Raw genomic sequence first — 17,851 nt, 5'->3', positions numbered from 1 at the left:
CTGGATTGTTACTGCATGATGCAGGCAAAACCTGAGCGCGACGCCCACCGGCGTGGTTCTCGGGTTTTTTTATTTTTTACTACTCAGTCGCCGGTTGTCTGCGGGCAGCGGCAGTAAGGAAAAGAGCATGGAATATAAAGCACTCGCGCAGGATATTCTCAACCGCGTCGGCGGCAAAGAGAACATTGTGAGTCTGGTTCACTGTGCGACACGTCTGCGTTTTAAACTGAAAGATAACGGCAAAGCCGATGCCGAAGGGCTGAAGGCCAATCCGGGCGTCATTATGGTGGTGGAGAGCGGTGGCCAGTTTCAGGTGGTGATTGGCAACCACGTTCACGACGTCTGGCTGGCGGTGCGCCAGGAGGCGGGGTTAAGCGATGACAGCGAACCGGTTGCCGGGGAAAAAGCGGCTAAAGGATCGGTGTTAAGCCAGCTTATCGACATCATTTCCGGCATTTTTACACCGTTTATCGGCGTGATGGCGGCGACCGGTCTGCTGAAAGGCCTGCTGGCGCTGGCGGTGACCTGCGGCTGGCTTACGCCGGAGCAGGGGACTTATAAAATCTGGTTTGCCGCCAGCGACGCGCTGTTCTTTTTCTTCCCGCTGTTTCTTGGCTATACCGCCGGGAAGAAGTTTGGCGGCAACCCGTTTATCTCGATGGTGATTGGCGGGGCGTTAACCCACCCGCTGATGATTCAGGCCTTTGAGGCCAGCCAGGCGCCGGGCGCGGCGGTGGAGCACTTTCTCGGCATCCCGGTGACCTTTATCAACTACAGCTCGTCAGTGATCCCGATTATTCTCGCCTCGTGGGTCTGCTGCTGGCTGGAGCGCAAGAGCAACGCGCTGTTGCCGTCATCGATGAAAAACTTCTTCACTCCGGCGATCTGCCTGGCGGTGGTGGTCCCGCTCACCTTCCTGGTGATTGGCCCGGTCGCCACCTGGCTGAGCCATCTGCTGGCCAACGGCTACCAGTTCATTTATGCGTTTGCCCCATGGCTGGCGGGCGCGGTACTGGGCGCCATGTGGCAGGTGTGCGTTATTTTCGGCCTGCACTGGGGGCTGGTGCCGTTGATGATCAACAACATGACGGTACTTGGTCACGACTCCATGCTGCCGATTATTCTTCCGGCGGTGATTGCCCAGGTGGGGGCGGTTCTGGGGATTTTGCTGGCCACCCGCGATGCGCGTCAGCGGATGCTGGCCGGTTCCGCCTTCTCTGCCGGGCTGTTTGGCATCACCGAGCCGGCTATCTACGGTCTGACCCTGCCGCTGCGTCGTCCGTTTATCTTCGGCTGTATCGCCGGCGCCATCGGCGGGGCGATCACTGCCTTCAGTAATAGCCATGCTTACTCGTTCGGTGTGCCGAATATCTTTTTCCCGGCGCAGATGATCCCGCCTGGCGGGATTGACGCCAGTGTCTGGGGCGGGCTTATCGGCACCGGCGTGGCTTTCGTGCTTGCCTGCGTGCTGACCTTCTTCGCCGGCATGCCGCGCGCCAGCGCTGCACCGGGCGCCGTGACGGTAGCCCCGGCCTCGGCAAACGATATTCTGGCGCCGATGAGCGGCAGCGTTATCGCCCTCGAGCAGGTGCCGGACAGCACCTTCGCCAGCGGCCTGCTCGGTAAAGGGGTTGCCATTATCCCGGCGGTGGGCCAAGTGATTGCCCCGTTTCCGGGCGAAGTGGCTTCCCTGTTTCAGACTAAACATGCCATCGGCCTGCAGAGCGACAGCGGCATTGAGCTGCTGATCCACGTCGGCATCGACACGGTCAAACTCGACGGCGTGCCGTTTACCGCACATGTCAAAGAGGGCGACAGGGTGCAGGCCGGCGATCTGCTGATCGAGTTCGATCGTCAGGCGATTCTGGATGCCGGTTACGACCTGGCGACCCCGATCATTATCAGCAACAGCGACGACTACCGGGAAATTGATACGGTGGCGTCCAGCGCCGTCGAAGCCGGCCAGCCGCTGTTGTCAGTCAGCCATTAATCACAGGAGAGAGAGATGAAAACATTCCCGGCGGATTTTTTATGGGGCGGCGCGACCGCGGCGAATCAGGTGGAAGGGGCTTATCTGGAAGAGGGCAAAGGCTTATCCACCTCCGATGTGCAGCCGCACGGCGTGTTCGGCGAGGTGGTCGAGCGCGTACCCGGCGACAGCGGTATTAAGGATGTGGCGATCGATTTTTACCATCGCTACCCGGAAGATATCGCTCTGTTCGCCGAGATGGGCTTTAACTGCCTGCGGGTGTCCATCGCCTGGACCCGCATCTATCCCAATGGCGATGACGCCGAGCCCAACGAAGCCGGTCTCGCGTTCTACGACAAGCTGTTCGACGAGATGGCGAAGCACAACATCACCCCGCTGGTGACGCTGTCGCATTATGAAATGCCGTGGGCGCTGGTAAAAAACTACGGCGGCTGGGGCAGCCGGGAGGTGATTGGTTTCTTTGAGCGCTACGCCCGCACGGTGTTCAGCCGCTATAAAAATAAGGTCAAATTGTGGCTGACCTTTAACGAAATCAATATGTCGCTGCATGCTCCGATGACCGGCGTCGGCCTGCCGGCCGGCAGCAGCAAAGGCGAGGTGTATCAGGCGATTCACCACCAGCTGGTGGCCAGCGCTCTGGCGGTTAAAGCCTGTCACGAGCTGGTGCCCGAGGGCAAAATCGGCAATATGCTGCTCGGCGGGCTGATGTATCCCCTGAGCTGCAAACCGGAAGATGTGTTTGAGACGCTGCAGGAGAATCGCAGCTGGCAGTTCTTTGGCGACGTGCAGGCGCGCGGCGCGTACCCGGGCTATATGCAGCGCTTTTTCCGCGACAACGGCATCACGCTCACCATTACCGATGCCGATCGCGAGGCGCTGAAAACCACCGTCGACTTTATCTCCTTTAGCTACTACATGACCGGCTGCGTCACCGCCGACGAGGCGCTGAACCAGCAGGCGCGCGGCAATATTCTCAGCATGGTGCCGAACCCGCACCTGGCGAGCTCGGAGTGGGGCTGGCAGATAGACCCGCTGGGCCTGCGTACGCTGCTGAACGTGCTGTGGGATCGCTATCAGAAGCCGCTGTTTATCGTGGAAAATGGTCTGGGCGCCAAGGATAAGGTGGAAGCCGATGGCAGCATTAACGATGACTACCGCATCAGTTACCTGAACGACCATCTGGTGCAGGCGCGGGAAGCCATTGACGATGGCGTTGAGCTGATGGGCTTTACCAGCTGGGGGCCGATTGACCTGGTGAGCGCCTCGAAGGCGGAGCTGTCGAAGCGCTATGGCTTTATCTATGTCGACCGTCATGATGACGGCACCGGCACCCTGGCGCGCAGTAAGAAGAAGAGTTTTGACTGGTATAAAGAGGTGATTGCCAGCCGCGGCGCCAGCCTGAAAGCGTAAAGGATGCCCGCCCGGCCATCGCCGGGCGGGGGATTAGCCCGGTTTACGCGCGCGCAGTAAAAAGATCATCGGACGTTCTTTCTCTTCATCCAGGGCGGGCTGTTGGACAATCTGTTCGGCGCTCGGACCCCACTCATCCAGCTGCTCCAGCACAAAACCCGCGGCGATAAGCGCGTTTATCCAGCTTGAGAGCTTGCGATGTTGCTTGATGACGCCCTCGGCAAACCAGTTGCTGACGCGCTCACCCTCCTGCTGATAGTGACTGACCGGCCAGCTTTTCTGTCCCTGGTCATCCACCCGCCAGCCCTGCTGCAAGGGGGCGGTATAGATGGGATGTTCGGCGGAAAAGACCAGGGTGCCGCCGGGAACCAGCGCCTGCTGCAGGGTGGCGAAGAGCGGGGCAATGTCCGGTAAATAATGCAGCGCCAGCGAGCTGTAGACCAGATCGCAGCTGTTGGCGGGCAGCGTCAGGGTTTGCAGATCGGCGCAGCGGTAGACAATCTCATCCCCGCGGGTCATCTCCCGCGCCTGCGCCAGCATGCGCTGGGAGATATCAAAACCGGTTATCTGGCTGGCTCCCTGCTGCTGTGCCCAGCGGCAAAACCAGCCGTAGCCGCAGCCGAGATCCACCACCCGCAAACCGGTTATCGGCGGCAACATTGCCTGCAGGGAAGGCCACTCCGGTGCGCCATCCAGTCCCTTCACCGAGCGATCGAGGGTCGCATAGCCGGCAAAAAACTGCGGGTCGTCATAAATATTCTGACTCATATTCATCCCTTGAATTGATAAGGTTGTTTATTTTTAGCTAACTAATAATTTAGTCACGCGCTTTACTAAACGCGTTTAATTCAATTAACTTATGATAACCAACCTGATTAAGTTATCTGACCTGTCTAATGAAATTGATATTAAATAAAAGCGTGCTGGCGGCATTGCCCCTGGCCATCGCGCTGGCTGGCTGCGCGCCATCTCATGAGGTTGCTAATCCGCCGCAGCAGCAAATTCCAGCCTCCCATGTTTCCATGGATCTCCCTGCCGCCGTGAAAAATGGCTGGCCGCAGACCGACTGGTGGAAAGACTACCACGATGCCCAACTGGATAATCTGATTCAGCGCGCACTCGCTAATGCGCCGGATATGCAAATTGCCGAACAGCGCATCAGGCTTGCCGAAGCGCAGGCGCGAATGTCGCAGGCGAATCTTGGCCCGGAGATGGATTTCTCCGCCGATATCGAACGGCAGAAAATGTCCGCTGAAGGCCTGATGGGGCCGTTCGCCACCGACACCGACGGCAACACCGGCCCGTGGTACACCAACGGCACCTTCGGCCTGACCGCCGGCTGGGATCTGGACCTGTGGGGCAAAAACCGCGCGCTGGTAAAAGCCCGTATCGGCGAGCTGAAAGCTCAGGTGGCAGAGCAGGCCCAGACCCGCGAGCTGCTCTCCGGCAGCGTGGCGCGCCTGTACTGGCAGTGGCAGACGGAAGCGGCGATTCAAGCCGTGCTGCAGCAGGTGAAGAGTGAGCAAAATAATATCGTGACGGTCGACAAGGCGCTGTTGCAGCGCGGGATCACCAACTCTGCCGAAGGGGCGGAGAATGATATTAACGTCAGCAAAACCGACCAGCAGCTGGCGGACGTCGCGGGCACGATGAAAGAGATTGAAGCACGTCTGATGGCCCTGACCAACAGCCAGAGTCAGTCGCTGAACCTCAAACCGGTCAGCCTGCCGACCGTCAGCGCGCAGCTGCCTGATACCCTCGGCTATGAGCTACTGGCGCGCCGCCCGGATCTGCAGGTCGCTCACTGGTATATTGAGGCGTCGCTGAGTGAAGTGGACGCGGCGAAAGCAGCGTTTTATCCAGACATCAATCTGATGGCGTTCCTGCAGCAGGATGCCCTGCACTTAAGCGATCTTTTCCGTCACTCGGCGCAGCAGATGGGCGTCACCGCCGGGCTGACGCTGCCGATCTTTGACAGCGGTCGCCTCAATGCCAATCTGGATATCGCCAGCGCGCAGAACAGCCTGTCGATAGCGCAGTACAACAAAGCGGTGGTGGATGCCGTCAACCAGGTGGCGAAAACCGCCAGCCAGGTCGAGACGCTGATGGCCAAAAGCCAGCAGCAGCAGCAGGTTGAAAAAGACGCCCAGCGGGTGGTGAACCTGGCGCAGGCCCGAATGGCGGCGGGGATCTTACCAGGCTCCAGAGTCAGTATGGCGAAGCTCCCGGCGCTGCAGGAGCGCATTACCGCATTGCGCCTGCACGGCCAGTGGATTGACGCCAGCATTCAGCTGACTTCTGCTCTCGGAGGCGGCTATCACCAGAGCGTGAAATAACCGGCGCAACGGCGCGCCTGCGGGTGCGCCGTTTAGTCTTTCTTCTTCCTTTCTCGCCGCCTGAGCCACCAGTGGGCGGCAACCACCAGTCCTACCGCGAGGATCAGCCAGATCCAGTGCTTCAGATGGGCGTCCAGATGGTGCAGCCACGGGCCAACCACCTCGCCGCCGAGATAGCCAATGGTGGTAAACAGCAGGGCCCACACCAGCGCTCCGACAATATTCAACGGCAGGAAAATGCGCGGCGGCAGGCGGCTGGCGCCGATCAGCAGGGGGCCGATTACCCGGAAGCCATACATAAAGCGGGTGCCGATGACAAACAGCCACGGCCGGTGCTGGATCATGCGCTGCGCTTTACGTATTCGCGCCTTCTGGCTGGCGAAACGGCGCAGAATGCGCCCGCCGAAGCGGCGGCCGAGCAGATAGAGCAGCTGATCGCCAATCATCCCGCCGAGGGCGACGGCGATCACCACCAGGGGAAACTTCAGTAACCCCTGATGCGCTGCGACGCCGCCCAACAGGGTAATGGTCTCACCTTCCGCTATGCTGCCGACGATCAGCGCCGCGTAGCCATACTGGGAAATCAGGTGATTGATATCCATAAACAGCTTATCTCCTTATCTCATCACCTGTTAATCATACACCCTGCTGACCAAAACGCGGCGACGCAGATTTTTTGCGCTGTACACAAAATAATCTACAGGGTGAATTATACTTGGATCAGTGCAGTACGAAGCCGTGACAAGGGGGACGCTATGAACCATGTCTGGGGGCTCTTCGCTCATCCCAACCGGGAAATGAGCGTGATTAAGAGCGAGAATGAAACCATTTCTCATCACTATACGCACCATGTGCTGCTGATGGCGGCGGTTCCGGTGGTGTGCGCCTTTATCGGCACCACGCAGCTGGGCTGGAACTTCGGCGACGGCACCGTTATTAAACTGTCGATGTTGACCGGTCTGGCGCTGGCGGTACTGTTTTACGCCGTGATGCTGGCCGGGGTGGCGATCATGGGGCGGGTTATCTGGTGGATGGCCAGGCAGTATCCGCAGCAGCCTTCGCTGAAACGCTGCATGGTGTTTGCCGGCTATGTGGCCACGCCGCTGTTCCTGAGCGGGATTGTGGCGCTCTATCCGCTGGTCTGGCTGTGCGCGCTGATCGGTACCATCGCGCTGTTTTACACCGGCTATCTGCTCTACCTGGGCATCCCGACCTTCCTGAGCATTAACCGGGAAGAGGGGTTAAGCTTCGCCAGTTCGACGCTGGCCATCGGGGTACTGGTGCTGGAAGTGTTGCTGGCGATCACCGTGGTACTGTGGGGGTATGGCTACCGACTCTTCTGATCGGACGTCTCGGGTTATTATGCATTGCCGGCAAATATGTATTTTGTGTCGGCAATGCAGCATTTCTTCACGATTCTTATTAGGCGCAGGGCCTTACGGCGCGGTATGATGGCGTTTGCCAGCGATGTTGCCCACTTAACCTCGCGGCGTACGTTCCATAACGTGCAAAAATACTTTTCAGAATGCCCATGATGCCGAAATTTCGAGTCTCTTTGCTCAGCCTGACCTTGCTGCTGGCTGTGCCTTTTGCGCCCCAGGCGTTAGCAAACACCTCCGCGGCGGTTGCCGCTTCGCAGCCGGATATCGCCTCCGGCAGCGCCATGATCGTCGATCTGGCGAGCAAAAAAATCATCTATGCCAGCCAGCCGGATCTGGTGCGCCCGATGGCGTCGATCACCAAAGTGATGACCGCCATGGTGGTGCTCGATGCCCATCTGCCGATGGATGAGATGCTGACGGTGGATATCAGCCAGACGCCGGAAATGAAAGGGATTTACTCCCGCGTGCGGCTCAACAGTCAAATCAGCCGCCGCACAATGCTGCTGCTGGCGCTGATGTCTTCTGAGAACCGCGCGGCCGCCAGCCTGGCGCATCATTACCCTGGCGGCTACGACGCCTTTATTCGCGCCATGAACGCCAAAGCGCAGGCGCTGGGCATGACCCATACCCGCTACGTGGAGCCGACGGGCCTGTCGGTACATAACGTCTCTACCGCCCGCGATCTGTCCAAACTGCTGATCGCCAGCGAGCAGTATCCGCTGATCGGCCAACTGAGCACCACCAAAGAAGAGACTGCCACCTTCGCCCATCCGGCCTACAGCCTGCCGTTCCGCAACACCAACCATCTGGTGTATCGCGATAACTGGAACATTCAGCTGACCAAAACCGGCTTCACCAACGCTGCCGGCCACTGCCTGATTATGCGTACGGTGATTAACCAACGCCCGGTGGCGCTGGTAGTGATGGATGCCTTCGGTAAATACACCCACTTCGCCGACGCCAGCCGCTTGCGGACCTGGATCGAGACCGGGAAGGTGATGCCGGTACCCGCCTCGGCGCTGAGCTATAAAAAGCAGCGCGAAGCGCAGATGGCAGAGGCGATGCTGAAAGGCGGCGCGCAGACCGCGCAGAACGATTAATCTGCATGTCCCCCGGATGGCGGCGCATTGCGCCTTATCCGGGCTACGTGATTTGGCACCGGGTTCGCCCCCTTCGTAGGCCCGGCAAGCGCAGCGCCGCCGGGCAATCAGGCCGAGTGCCGGTGTTTGTGCCGGATGATGGCTGACGCCTTATCCGGGCTACGTGATTTGGCACCCGGTTCGCCCCCTTCGTAGGCCCGGCAAGCGCAGCGCCGCCGGGCAATATACCCGACACCGTGCCGCGTTTGTGCCGGATGGCGGCTCGCGCCTTATCCGGCCTACGTGATTTGGCACCCGGTTCGCCCTCTTCGTAGGCCCGGCAAGAGCAGCGCCGCCGGACAATATACCCGACACCGTGCCGCGTTTGTGCCGGATGGCGGCTCGCGCCTTATCCGGCCTACATTATTTGGCACCGGGTTCGCCCCCTTCGTAGGCCCGGCAAGCGCAGCGCCGCCGGGCAATCAGGCCGAGTGCTGGTGTTTGTGCCGGATGGCGGCTGACGCCTCTCCGGAACCTCGCTGAACGGTAGCCCGGCTAAGGCGTTTACGCCGCGAGCCGGGGATTTGACGCCGGATATCACTCCGGCAGCGTCCAGTCGCCGTCACCCAGCGCGCGCTGCATAATCAACGTATCCCGCCAGTCGCCCATCTTGTAGCCCACGCTGCGCAGTTGACCCGCCACGGTAAAACCAAACTTTTTATGGATCGCCAGCGAACCGGCATTGTTATGGCCATCACCGATGATCGCCAGCATCTGCCGCCACGGGCCTTTCTCGCATTCGGCGATCAGCTGCGACAGCAGCGCGCTGCCGATGCCGCGCCCGCCCATCCCGGATTCCACGTAGATCGATTCCTCAAGCGTGTAGCGATAGGCCGGACGAGGCCGATAGAAGGTGGCGTAGCAGTAGCCGACGATGGCGCCGCGCCACAGCGCCACCAGCCAGGGCAGCCCGTTATCGCGGACGGTTTTGATCCGTTTACGCATTTCGTCAACGGTAGGGGGGATCTCTTCAAAGGAAGCGCGGCCATTGAGCACGTGCCAGACATACAGCGCGGCGATGGCGTGCGCATCGTCGGGCAGCGCTTCACGAATTTCTAAATCACTGTCGAGTAACGGGGCCTCTGCGGGCATGGCGGCGCTCCTGAATCTGCCGGAGAGACATTCTCCGGCGTGCAGCGTAATACAGAAGCGCCAGGCTGAATAGTCCTGCCGCTGATTATTGCGGATCCGCCGGGGAGACCGGCGTTGGTGCCGCTTCACCCCAGTATTTCTGCTTACTGGTTTTACCAATCCCTGGGTTCATGCTGTTGGTCGGATCGTTCTGGCGATAGAACTGCTTCAGGCTCTCCGGGGCCTCATACAGATGGCCCACGTTATGCTCCGCCGGGTACTGGGCGCCGCGCGCTTTCAGTAACTCCAGCATCTGCTCTTTCAGAGCGTGGGCGTCGACTCCTTTCTTGACGATGTAATCCTGATGGAACACATGGCACATAAAGTGGCCATAGTAGAGCTTATGCACCAGCTGGCTGTCGATCTCCGGCGGCAGATGTTCGAACCACTCGGTATCGTTGCGGCGCAGGGCGATATCCAGCGCCAGAATATCTTCGACTTCATCAGCATGCACCGCCTGATAGCGGATGGCCGCTCCCGCGGCGGCAAAGCGGTGCAGGAATGCCTTGCTGCCTTCTTCTGGCGTACAGGCGAAGAAATCTCCCTCGGCCTGCTGGAAGTATTCCGTCAGCCAGCGCTGCGCTTCTTCGATGCCATCCCCGGCCATCTTCAGCAGCAGATGGTGTTCATATTTATCACGCCAGGTTTTCATCCGCTCCGGTAAGTGCGCCGGGAAGACGTGGCCGAGCTTCTGCATAAAGCGGTCGGTAAAGTGCGGCTTAAACAGCGAGACTTTATCCAGCATCGCGTCGGTGCGCCCCTTCATGGTGAAGAAGAACGGCATTTTGTCGGTGCCGAGCTTGTCGATCATCAGGAAGGTGTCCTTGCCATACTTCTCGGCGATATCGTAAATATCGCGGTGCATATATTCCCCCGCCACCGGCAGATGCTGGAACTCGGCGAGGATATGGCGGCGGATCTCGGTCAATACCTGCGGCTGGTTGGTGCCAATGTAAAACACCTGCTGGCGTTTTTCCGCCGGGAAGGTATCCAGACGCGCGGCGAAAACCGCCAGCTTGCCGGCGCAGCCGGAGGATTCGAACAGGCGGTCCGGGTCGGCGTTGTAGCGCGCCGGGGTGTCGGCATCGACATCGCGCACGCGGGTCACATAGTCGTGATCGTGGGCGTGGCGGCCGTCGTGCAGTACATCGCTATCGCTGATGCGCTCGTCGTCGAGGCGGCTGAGGATCTGCTCCGGCGTGCTGCCGAGATCAATGCCCAGATGGTTGACCAGCTTCAGCTTGCCGTCGGCGTCAATCTGCGCGAACAGCGACATCTCGGTATAGGCGGGCCCGCGCTGCACCAGCGAACCGCCGGAGTTGTTGCAGATCCCGCCGATCACCGATGCGCCGATGCACGACGAGCCGATCACTGAGTGCGGCTCGCGACCCAGCGGTTTGAGCGCTTTTTCCAGCGAATAGAGGGTAGTGCCGGGCCAGGCCAGCACCTGCTCGCCTTTGTCCAGCAGATGCAGTTTATCCAGGCGCAGAGTGCTGATAATCACGATCTCGCGATCGTAATCATTGCCGTTGGGGGTCGAACCTTCGGTCAGGCCGGTGTTGGCCGCCTGCATCAGAATAATTTTATCGGCGTCTACGCAGGCGTTGAGCACGCGCCAGAGTTCCAGCAGGGTGCCGGGAAAGACAACCGCCAGCGCCTCGCCCTGACCGGAGCGGAAGCCTTTGCGGTAGCGTTGGGTTTTTGCCGGGTCGGTCAGCAGATGCGAAGGGCCAACCAGGCGCGCCAGATCCGCCAGAAACGTTTTATGGGTATTAGTGGGTGCAGATGACATGTTCCACTCCTTGTGGTGGTGCGCGAAATATCGAGGATAAGCATAGCGCTTTGTATGACAATTTGATGCATGAATGTTTCGCAAAAATCAGAGAAGAACCTTAGCATTCTGCGGGCGCGTTGTTTATATATATGGCAAACTGCGGTTTTTATTATGTTTTACCGAGTCCCCGTCTGAGAAAAAGCGAGATAACAATGAAATGGCTCTGCACTGTAGGCGTCGCCGTGAGTCTGGCGCTGCAACCCGCGCTGGCGGATGAACTGTTTGGTAACCACCCTCTGACCCCGCAGGCGCGGGATGCCTTTGTCACCGACCTGCTGAAAAAAATGACGGTGGACGAGAAAATCGGCCAGCTGCGTCTGATAAGCGTCGGCCCGGATAACCCGAAAGAAGCGATCCGTGAAATGATCAAAGACGGTCAGGTGGGGGCGATTTTTAACACCGTCACCCGTCCGGATATCCGCACGATGCAGGATCAGGTGATGCAGCTTAGCCGCCTGAAGATCCCATTGTTCTTTGCCTACGATGTGCTGCACGGCCAGCGCACCGTGTTCCCGATAAGCCTCGGCCTGGCCTCATCGTTTAACCTTGACGCGGTGAAGACCGTGGGCCGCGTGTCAGCTTATGAAGCCGCCGATGACGGCCTGAACATGACCTGGGCGCCGATGGTCGACGTCTCCCGCGACCCGCGCTGGGGACGCGCTTCCGAAGGGTTCGGGGAAGACACGTATCTGACCACGATGATGGGCCAGGCGATGGTGGAGTCGATGCAGGGCAAGAGTCCGGCGGACCGCTATTCAGTGATGACCAGCGTCAAGCACTTCGCCGCCTACGGCGCGGTGGAGGGCGGGAAAGAGTACAACACGGTCGACATGAGTCCGCAGCGCCTGTTCAACGACTATATGCCGCCGTATAAAGCCGGGCTTGATGCCGGCAGCGGCGCGGTGATGGTGGCCCTGAACTCGCTGAACGGCACCCCGGCGACTGCCGATTCCTGGCTGCTGAAAGACGTCCTGCGCGACCAGTGGGGCTTTAAAGGCATCACGGTTTCCGACCACGGCGCCATCAAAGAGTTGATTAAGCACGGCGTGGCCTCCGATCCGGAAGACGCGGTGCGCGTGGCGCTCAAGTCCGGCATCAACATGAGCATGAGTGACGAGTATTACAGCAAGTACCTGCCGGAGCTGGTGAAGTCTGGCAAGGTGACCATGGCCGAGCTGGATGACGCCACCCGTCATGTGCTCAACGTGAAATATGACATGGGGCTGTTCAACGATCCGTACAGCCACCTGGGGCCAAAAGATTCTGACCCGCAGGACACCAACGCGGAAAGCCGCCTGCATCGCAAAGAGGCACGCGAAGTGGCCCGTGAAAGCCTGGTACTGCTGAAAAACCGTCTTGATACGCTGCCGCTGAAAAAATCCGGCACCATCGCGGTGATTGGCACGCTGGCGGACAGCAAACGCGACATGATGGGCAGCTGGTCCGCGGCCGGGGTGGCAGACCAGTCGGTGACCGTCCTGACCGGCATTAAAGAAGCGCTGGGCGATAACGGTAAAGTGATTTACGCCAAAGGGGCGAACGTTACCGACGATAAAGGCATTGTCGATTTCCTTAACCTGTATGAGAAAGCGGTGCAGGTTGACCCGCGCTCGCCGCAGGAAATGATCGACGAAGCCGTCGCGGCGGCGAAGCAATCCGACGTGGTGGTTGCCGTGGTGGGCGAAGCACAGGGCATGGCGCATGAGGCCTCCAGCCGCACCGACATCACTCTGCCGCAGAGCCAGCGCAATCTGATTGCCGCCCTCAAAGCCACCGGCAAACCGCTGGTGCTGGTGCTGATGAACGGGCGTCCGCTGGCGCTGGTGAAAGAGGATCAGCAAGCCGATGCGCTGCTGGAGACCTGGTTTGCCGGCACCGAAGGTGGCCATGCCATCGCCGATGTGCTGTTTGGCGATTACAATCCGTCGGGCAAACTGCCGATGTCTTTCCCGCGCTCGGTGGGGCAGATCCCAACCTACTACAGCCACCTGAATACCGGCCGGCCGTATAATCCGGAGAAGCCGAACAAGTACACCTCGCGTTACTTCGATGAAGCCAACGGCCCGCTGTATCCGTTTGGTTACGGCCTCAGCTACACCACCTTTAGCGTCTCCGATGTCACCATGTCGTCAGCCACCCTGCCGCGCGACGGCAGCGTGACCGCCAGCGTGCAGGTGACCAACACCGGTAAACGCGAAGGGGCAACGGTCATTCAGCTGTATCTGCAGGACGTCACTGCCTCCATGAGCCGGCCGGTGAAAATGCTGCGCGGCTTTAAAAAGGTCAACCTCAAGCCGGGCGAAACGCAAACCGTCAGCTTCCCGATTGACGTCGACGCGCTGAAGTTCTGGAACCAGCAGATGAAATACGTTGCTGAGCCGGGCAAATTCAATGTCTTTATCGGCGTGGACTCCGCCCGCGTGAAGCAGAGCGAGTTTGAACTGTTGTAAGGAATAGCCCTTAAGCTCAACGTGACACGTTAAAGGCCGATTAATCGGCCTTTTCTTTTTCGTATCGCCAGCAAATGGACTACGCTTTTCTCTTAAGCTTCTGTAAGCGAAGCGCAAAAGAACTGAGGGAAGCGGGATGAAGATGGCAATGAAATGGTCCGGCGCGCTGGCGCTGGCCGCCCTGATAATAAGTGTGCCGCTGCAGGCGGCGGAGCCGGTTAAGGTCGGCTCGAAAATTGATACCGAAGGGGCGCTGCTGGGCAATATGATCCAGCAGGTGCTGGAAAGCCACGGCGTAAAAACGATTAATAAAATCCAGCTCGGCACCACGCCGGTGGTGCGCGGGGCGATTGTCGCCGGCGAGCTGGATATCTACCCGGAATATACCGGCAATGGCGCTTTCTTCTTTAAAGATGAAAACGACCCGGCGTGGAAGAATGCCCAGCAGGGCTATGAGAAGGTGAAGCGTCTCGACCAGGAGAAACATCAGCTGGTATGGCTCACCCCGGCGCCAGCGAACAACACCTGGACCATCGCGGTGCGCCAGGACCTGGCGGAGAAAAATCACCTGACCTCGCTGGCCGACCTCAGCCGCTATCTGCAGCAGGGCGGCGAATTTAAGCTGGCGGCCTCGGCGGAGTTTATTGAGCGCCCGGACGCGCTGCCGGCGTTTGAAAAAGCGTATGGCTTCAACCTCAACCAGAACCAACTGTTGTCGCTGGCCGGGGGCGATACGGCGGTGACCATCAAAGCAGCGGCGCAGCAGAGCTCGGGCGTTAACGCGGCGATGGCCTACGGCACTGATGGCCCGGTCGCGGCGCTGGGGTTGCAGACGCTGAGCGACCCGCAGGGCGTGCAGCCGATTTATGCCCCGACGCCGGTGGTGCGTGAGGCAGTGCTCAAGGCCTACCCGCAAATCGCCGACTGGCTGAAGCCGGTCTTTGCCAGCCTCGATGAAAAAACCTTGCAGCATCTGAACGCCCGTATTGCGGTGGAAGGCCAGGATGCGAAGCGCGTGGCGGCAGATTATCTGCAGCAGAAAGGCCTGCTGAAGTAAGCCACCGGTGACCATTCGCTGTACTCACCGCGTCGGCCTGCTGCTGACAGGTCTGTTGCTGGTTACGCTGGCGCTGCCGTTTATCACTTACGCGCCGAATCGCTTACTCTCCGGCGAAGGGCGTGGGCTGTGGCTGGTGATGCCCTGGCTCGCCGGCATTCAGCTGGCGGCAGCCCTTGCCGGGATGCTGCTTTGCTGGCTGCCAGGCAGGGTCGTGCCGCTTCTTCACCTGCTGCTGGCCGAACTGCTCTTCCCGCTGCTTATCTGGGGCAGCGGACAGGCGGCACTTGAACTCTCCCGACATGGCTCGCCGCTGGCGCGCACCTCGCCCGGCAGCGGTCTGTGGCTGTCGCTGGCGCTTTGTCTGCTGCTGGCCAGCGAGGCCATCCGTCATCTTACCGTCCGGCCGCTGTGGCGCTGGCTGCTCAATGCGCAAGTCTGGCTGTTGCCCATCATCCTGCTCGCCGTCGGGGCGCTCGATCAGCTCTCTTTGCTGAAGGAGTATGCCAACCGCCAGGAGGTGTTTGACGACGCCCTGCGCCAGCATCTGCTTCTGCTGTTCGGCACCCTGCTGCCGGGCCTGCTCATTGGCCTGCCGCTGGGGGTATGGCTGTGGCGACGTCCGCGCTGGCAGGCGCCGGCCTTCACTGTGCTCAATGTGATCCAGACTATCCCGTCGGTGGCGCTTTTCGGCCTGCTGATTGCGCCACTTGCCGGCCTGGCGCGCTATTTCCCGGCGCTGGGCGAGCTGGGCGTCTCCGGGACCGGCGTGGCGCCAGCCCTGATCGCCCTGACGCTGTACGCGCTGCTGCCGCTGGTGCGCGGGGTGGTGACCGGCCTGCAGCAGGTGCCGCAGGATGCTCTGGAGAGCGCGACGGCGATGGGCATGAGCGCCGGGCAGCGCTTTCGTCAGGTGCAGATTCCCCTGGCGATGCCGGTGCTGTTGCGCAGCCTGCGGGTGGTCAGCGTGCAAACCGTCGGCATGGCGGTGGTGGCTGCGCTGATCGGTGCCGGCGGCTTTGGCGCGCTGGTGTTTCAGGGGCTGCTGAGCAGTGCGCTGGATCTGGTGCTGCTGGGTGTGGTGCCGACCATTGCCCTGGCGGTGGTGGTGGATGCCCTGTTCGCCCTGTGGGGCGCCTGGCTAAAAGGAGAGGCCAATGATTGAGTTTGACGGGGTCAGTAAAGTGTTTGCCGGCCATCCGGCGGTGAAGGATCTGACCCTGCAGCTGCGCGAAGGCGCTTTCTCGGTGCTGGTGGGGACCTCCGGCTCGGGCAAGTCGACGACGCTGAAAATGATCAACCGCCTGCTGGAGCCGGACCGGGGCACTATTCGTTTTGCCGGCGAGGACATCCGCCAGCAGCCGGTCCTGACCCTGCGGCGGCGGATGGGCTATGCCATCCAGTCCATCGGCCTGTTTCCGCACTGGACGGTGGCGCAGAATATCGCCACTGTGCCGCAGCTGCAAAAATGGCCGCGAGCGAGGATCGCCGACCGGGTCGACGAGCTGATGGCGTTGTTAGGGCTGGAGGCGACGCTGCGCGACCGTTACCCGCATCAGCTTTCCGGCGGCCAGCAGCAGCGGGTGGGGGTGGCGCGGGCGCTGGCGGCGGATCCGGAGGTGCTGTTGATGGATGAGCCCTTCGGCGCCCTCGACCCGGTGACCCGCGAGGCGCTGCAGCAGGAGATGCTGCGCATCCACCGCCTGCTGGGCCGGACGATTGTGCTGGTGACCCATGATATTGACGAAGCGCTGCGTCTGGCGGACCACCTGGTGCTGATGGACGGGGGCGAGGTGGTCCAGCAGGGGGCGCCGCTGGAGATGCTCCTGCGGCCAAAAAATAGTTTTGTGCAGACCTTTTTTGGCCGCAGTGAGCTGGGCGTTCGCCTGCTGTCGCTGCGCGAGGTGGGGGACTATTTGCGTCCCGGCGAACGGCTGGCGGGTGAGGGGCTGACCGTCACCATGACCCTGCGGGAAGCGCTGTCGCAGTTTGTCGCCCGGCACTGCGAGGCGCTGCCGGTGGTCGATGCCGAAGGCAGGCCCTGCGGCACGCTGCATTTTGCCGATCTGCTGCGCCAGGAGATGAGCCATGAAGGCGCTTCGTGAGCCGCTGTGGTGGCTTATCGCGCTGTTTATCGGCCTGCTGGTAGGGCTGCCCTACAGCGCGCCGCTGTTCAGTCGGCTGTTCCCGGAACTGCCGCGGCCGGTCTATCTGCAGGAGAGCTTCTGGGCGCTAACCCTCGATCACGGCTGGCTGGTGGTGGCGTCCAGTCTCGCGGCAACCGCTGTGGGGCTGGGGGCCGGGGTGGCGGTCACCCGGCCCGCCGGCAGCGCGTTTCGCCCGCTGGTGGAGACGATCGCCGCTATCGGGCAGACCTTTCCGCCGGTGGCGGTGCTGGCGATGGCGGTGCCGGTGCTGGGATTTGGCTGGCTGCCCGCGCTCATCGCCCTTGCGCTGTATGGCATACTGCCGGTGCTGCAGGGAACGCTGGCCGGGCTGGGGTCGATACCGTCGGGGGTGTCAGGGGTGGCCGAAGGGATGGGAATGACCGGCTGGCAGCGTCTGTATAAGGTGGAGCTACCGCTGGCGGCCCCGGTGATACTGGCGGGGATCCGCACCTCGGTCATCGTCAATATTGGTACCGCGACCATTGCCTCGACGGTGGGGGCCAGTACGCTCGGGACGCCGATCATCATCGGTCTGAGCGGCTTTAATACCGCCTATATTGTGCAGGGGGCGCTGCTGGTGGCGCTGGCGGCGATTATCGTCGACCGCGCGTTTGAGCGTCTGACCCGCTGGATCAGCCGACACCGCCACGCACAATAAAGGAATAGCCGGCCAGCATCACGCCGCTGATCCCGCCGATGGCCATAAGTAAGAAGAGGGTGACGACCGCGATTTTCGCTGGCTTCATAATAGGCTCCTGATGTTAACAGGGGGATTATACGGTGAAGCACAGGTGTTAATGAAACATTAATTGCGGTTTAGCGCGCCGCGCCGGGGTTTTTGCCGCGTTTACTGAGCAACGCGCCGGAAAAAAGTGTGATCCTGTCCGTCATTTTTCATTTTTATGCAGGGCTTCAAAGAAAGTTTTCGCCAGTCAGGGTATGGTACGCGCTTTC

General features: G+C 60.5%; 14 protein-coding genes and 1 pseudogene. 10 read left to right on the top strand and 5 right to left on the bottom strand.

All coding sequences use genetic code 11. From position 1 onward, the window contains the following. Positions 1-15: 15 nt before the first annotated feature. Positions 16-1,990 (top strand): annotated as a pseudogene (gene bglF / locus CWM54_RS17200) (PTS beta-glucoside transporter subunit IIABC). 15 nt (positions 1,991-2,005) lie between these two features. Continuing rightward, on the top strand, positions 2,006-3,400 hold the full coding sequence (locus tag CWM54_RS17195) for a glycoside hydrolase family 1 protein (protein ID WP_016161545.1): 1,395 nt from the start codon (positions 2,006-2,008) through the stop codon (positions 3,398-3,400). 33 nt (positions 3,401-3,433) lie between these two features. Here the strand turns inward: CWM54_RS17195 and CWM54_RS17190 are convergent, their stop codons facing one another. Then, positions 3,434-4,168, bottom strand: coding sequence for a class I SAM-dependent methyltransferase (locus CWM54_RS17190; protein ID WP_008804040.1), 735 nt, complete (start codon positions 4,166-4,168; stop codon positions 3,434-3,436). A gap of 128 nt (positions 4,169-4,296) precedes the next feature. On the opposite strand from CWM54_RS17190, the gene mdtQ reads away from it, so the two are divergent. Next, positions 4,297-5,736, top strand: a complete 1,440-nt coding sequence (gene mdtQ / locus CWM54_RS17185) for a multidrug resistance outer membrane protein MdtQ (RefSeq protein WP_100697955.1) — start codon at positions 4,297-4,299, stop codon at positions 5,734-5,736. 32 nt (positions 5,737-5,768) lie between these two features. On the opposite strand, the gene CWM54_RS17180 is transcribed toward mdtQ, so the two are convergent. After that, positions 5,769-6,338, bottom strand: a complete 570-nt coding sequence (locus CWM54_RS17180) for a DedA family protein (protein WP_100697953.1) — start codon at positions 6,336-6,338, stop codon at positions 5,769-5,771. A gap of 153 nt (positions 6,339-6,491) precedes the next feature. Here CWM54_RS17180 and CWM54_RS17175 point away from each other — a divergent pair, with 153 nt between their 5' ends. Then, positions 6,492-7,079: a Yip1 family protein gene (locus CWM54_RS17175; RefSeq protein ID WP_008804043.1), complete on the top strand. Its 588-nt coding sequence runs from the start codon at positions 6,492-6,494 to the stop codon at positions 7,077-7,079. 188 nt (positions 7,080-7,267) lie between these two features. Continuing rightward, positions 7,268-8,218 (top strand): D-alanyl-D-alanine endopeptidase, encoded by a 951-nt coding sequence (pbpG, locus tag CWM54_RS17170; RefSeq protein ID WP_162677216.1) that lies wholly within the window; start codon positions 7,268-7,270, stop codon positions 8,216-8,218. Positions 8,219-8,794: 576 nt separating this feature from the next. Here the strand turns inward: pbpG and CWM54_RS17165 are convergent. Together CWM54_RS17165 and dld are read right to left on the bottom strand one after the other, a co-directional pair. Further along, positions 8,795-9,349 (bottom strand): GNAT family N-acetyltransferase, encoded by a 555-nt coding sequence (locus CWM54_RS17165; RefSeq protein WP_100697951.1) that lies wholly within the window; start codon positions 9,347-9,349, stop codon positions 8,795-8,797. Positions 9,350-9,434: 85 nt separating this feature from the next. Beyond that, on the bottom strand, positions 9,435-11,180 hold the full coding sequence (gene dld, locus CWM54_RS17160) for a D-lactate dehydrogenase (RefSeq protein WP_100697949.1): 1,746 nt from the start codon (positions 11,178-11,180) through the stop codon (positions 9,435-9,437). A gap of 194 nt (positions 11,181-11,374) precedes the next feature. Here dld and bglX point away from each other — a divergent pair, with 194 nt between their 5' ends. The 5 genes from bglX to CWM54_RS17135 all read left to right on the top strand — a co-directional run bounded on the left by bglX (position 11,375) and on the right by CWM54_RS17135 (position 17,555). Continuing rightward, positions 11,375-13,672, top strand: coding sequence for a beta-glucosidase BglX (bglX, locus tag CWM54_RS17155; protein WP_100697947.1), 2,298 nt, complete (start codon positions 11,375-11,377; stop codon positions 13,670-13,672). A 136-nt stretch (positions 13,673-13,808) separates the two neighbouring features. Then, on the top strand, positions 13,809-14,729 hold the full coding sequence (locus CWM54_RS17150; protein ID WP_100697945.1) for an ABC transporter substrate-binding protein: 921 nt from the start codon (positions 13,809-13,811) through the stop codon (positions 14,727-14,729). A 7-nt stretch (positions 14,730-14,736) separates the two neighbouring features. Next, positions 14,737-15,894: an ABC transporter permease gene (locus tag CWM54_RS17145; protein ID WP_100697943.1), complete on the top strand. Its 1,158-nt coding sequence runs from the start codon at positions 14,737-14,739 to the stop codon at positions 15,892-15,894. Further along, positions 15,887-16,834: an ABC transporter ATP-binding protein gene (locus CWM54_RS17140; RefSeq protein WP_100697941.1), complete on the top strand. Its 948-nt coding sequence runs from the start codon at positions 15,887-15,889 to the stop codon at positions 16,832-16,834. Before CWM54_RS17145 ends, CWM54_RS17140 begins: the two co-directional genes overlap by 8 nt. Further along, entirely contained in the window at positions 16,818-17,555 is a 738-nt protein-coding gene (locus tag CWM54_RS17135) for an ABC transporter permease (protein WP_061153884.1), read from the top strand. Before CWM54_RS17140 ends, CWM54_RS17135 begins: the two co-directional genes overlap by 17 nt. Here CWM54_RS17135 and CWM54_RS17130 read toward each other — a convergent pair. Then, positions 17,530-17,643 (bottom strand): protein YohO, encoded by a 114-nt coding sequence (locus tag CWM54_RS17130; protein WP_002912762.1) that lies wholly within the window; start codon positions 17,641-17,643, stop codon positions 17,530-17,532. The genes CWM54_RS17135 and CWM54_RS17130 overlap by 26 nt on opposite strands. Positions 17,644-17,851 lie beyond the last annotated feature (208 nt).

Source organism: Klebsiella sp. D-Nf1 (assembly GCF_002810515.1).
In the GTDB taxonomy this organism is placed as follows: domain Bacteria; phylum Pseudomonadota; class Gammaproteobacteria; order Enterobacterales; family Enterobacteriaceae; genus Klebsiella; species Klebsiella variicola.
The sequence above is the reverse complement of the archived record's forward strand: the minus strand, read 5'-3'. Positions and strand labels throughout refer to the sequence as shown.

Excerpts from the sequence above, each read along its gene's own strand:
- CWM54_RS17195 (WP_016161545.1), top strand. The coding sequence starts at position 2,006 with ATGAAAACATTCCCGGCGGATTTTTTATGGGGCGGCGCGACCGCGGCG.
- CWM54_RS17190 (WP_008804040.1), bottom strand. The coding sequence starts at position 4,168 with ATGAGTCAGAATATTTATGACGACCCGCAGTTTTTTGCCGGCTATGCG.
- mdtQ (WP_100697955.1), top strand. The coding sequence starts at position 4,297 with ATGAAATTGATATTAAATAAAAGCGTGCTGGCGGCATTGCCCCTGGCC.
- CWM54_RS17180 (WP_100697953.1), bottom strand. The coding sequence starts at position 6,338 with ATGGATATCAATCACCTGATTTCCCAGTATGGCTACGCGGCGCTGATC.
- CWM54_RS17175 (WP_008804043.1), top strand. The coding sequence starts at position 6,492 with ATGAACCATGTCTGGGGGCTCTTCGCTCATCCCAACCGGGAAATGAGC.
- pbpG (WP_162677216.1), top strand. The coding sequence starts at position 7,268 with ATGATGCCGAAATTTCGAGTCTCTTTGCTCAGCCTGACCTTGCTGCTG.
- CWM54_RS17165 (WP_100697951.1), bottom strand. The coding sequence starts at position 9,349 with ATGCCCGCAGAGGCCCCGTTACTCGACAGTGATTTAGAAATTCGTGAA.
- dld (WP_100697949.1), bottom strand. The coding sequence starts at position 11,180 with ATGTCATCTGCACCCACTAATACCCATAAAACGTTTCTGGCGGATCTG.
- bglX (WP_100697947.1), top strand. The coding sequence starts at position 11,375 with ATGAAATGGCTCTGCACTGTAGGCGTCGCCGTGAGTCTGGCGCTGCAA.
- CWM54_RS17150 (WP_100697945.1), top strand. The coding sequence starts at position 13,809 with ATGAAGATGGCAATGAAATGGTCCGGCGCGCTGGCGCTGGCCGCCCTG.
- CWM54_RS17140 (WP_100697941.1), top strand. The coding sequence starts at position 15,887 with ATGATTGAGTTTGACGGGGTCAGTAAAGTGTTTGCCGGCCATCCGGCG.
- CWM54_RS17135 (WP_061153884.1), top strand. The coding sequence starts at position 16,818 with ATGAAGGCGCTTCGTGAGCCGCTGTGGTGGCTTATCGCGCTGTTTATC.
- CWM54_RS17130 (WP_002912762.1), bottom strand. The coding sequence starts at position 17,643 with ATGAAGCCAGCGAAAATCGCGGTCGTCACCCTCTTCTTACTTATGGCC.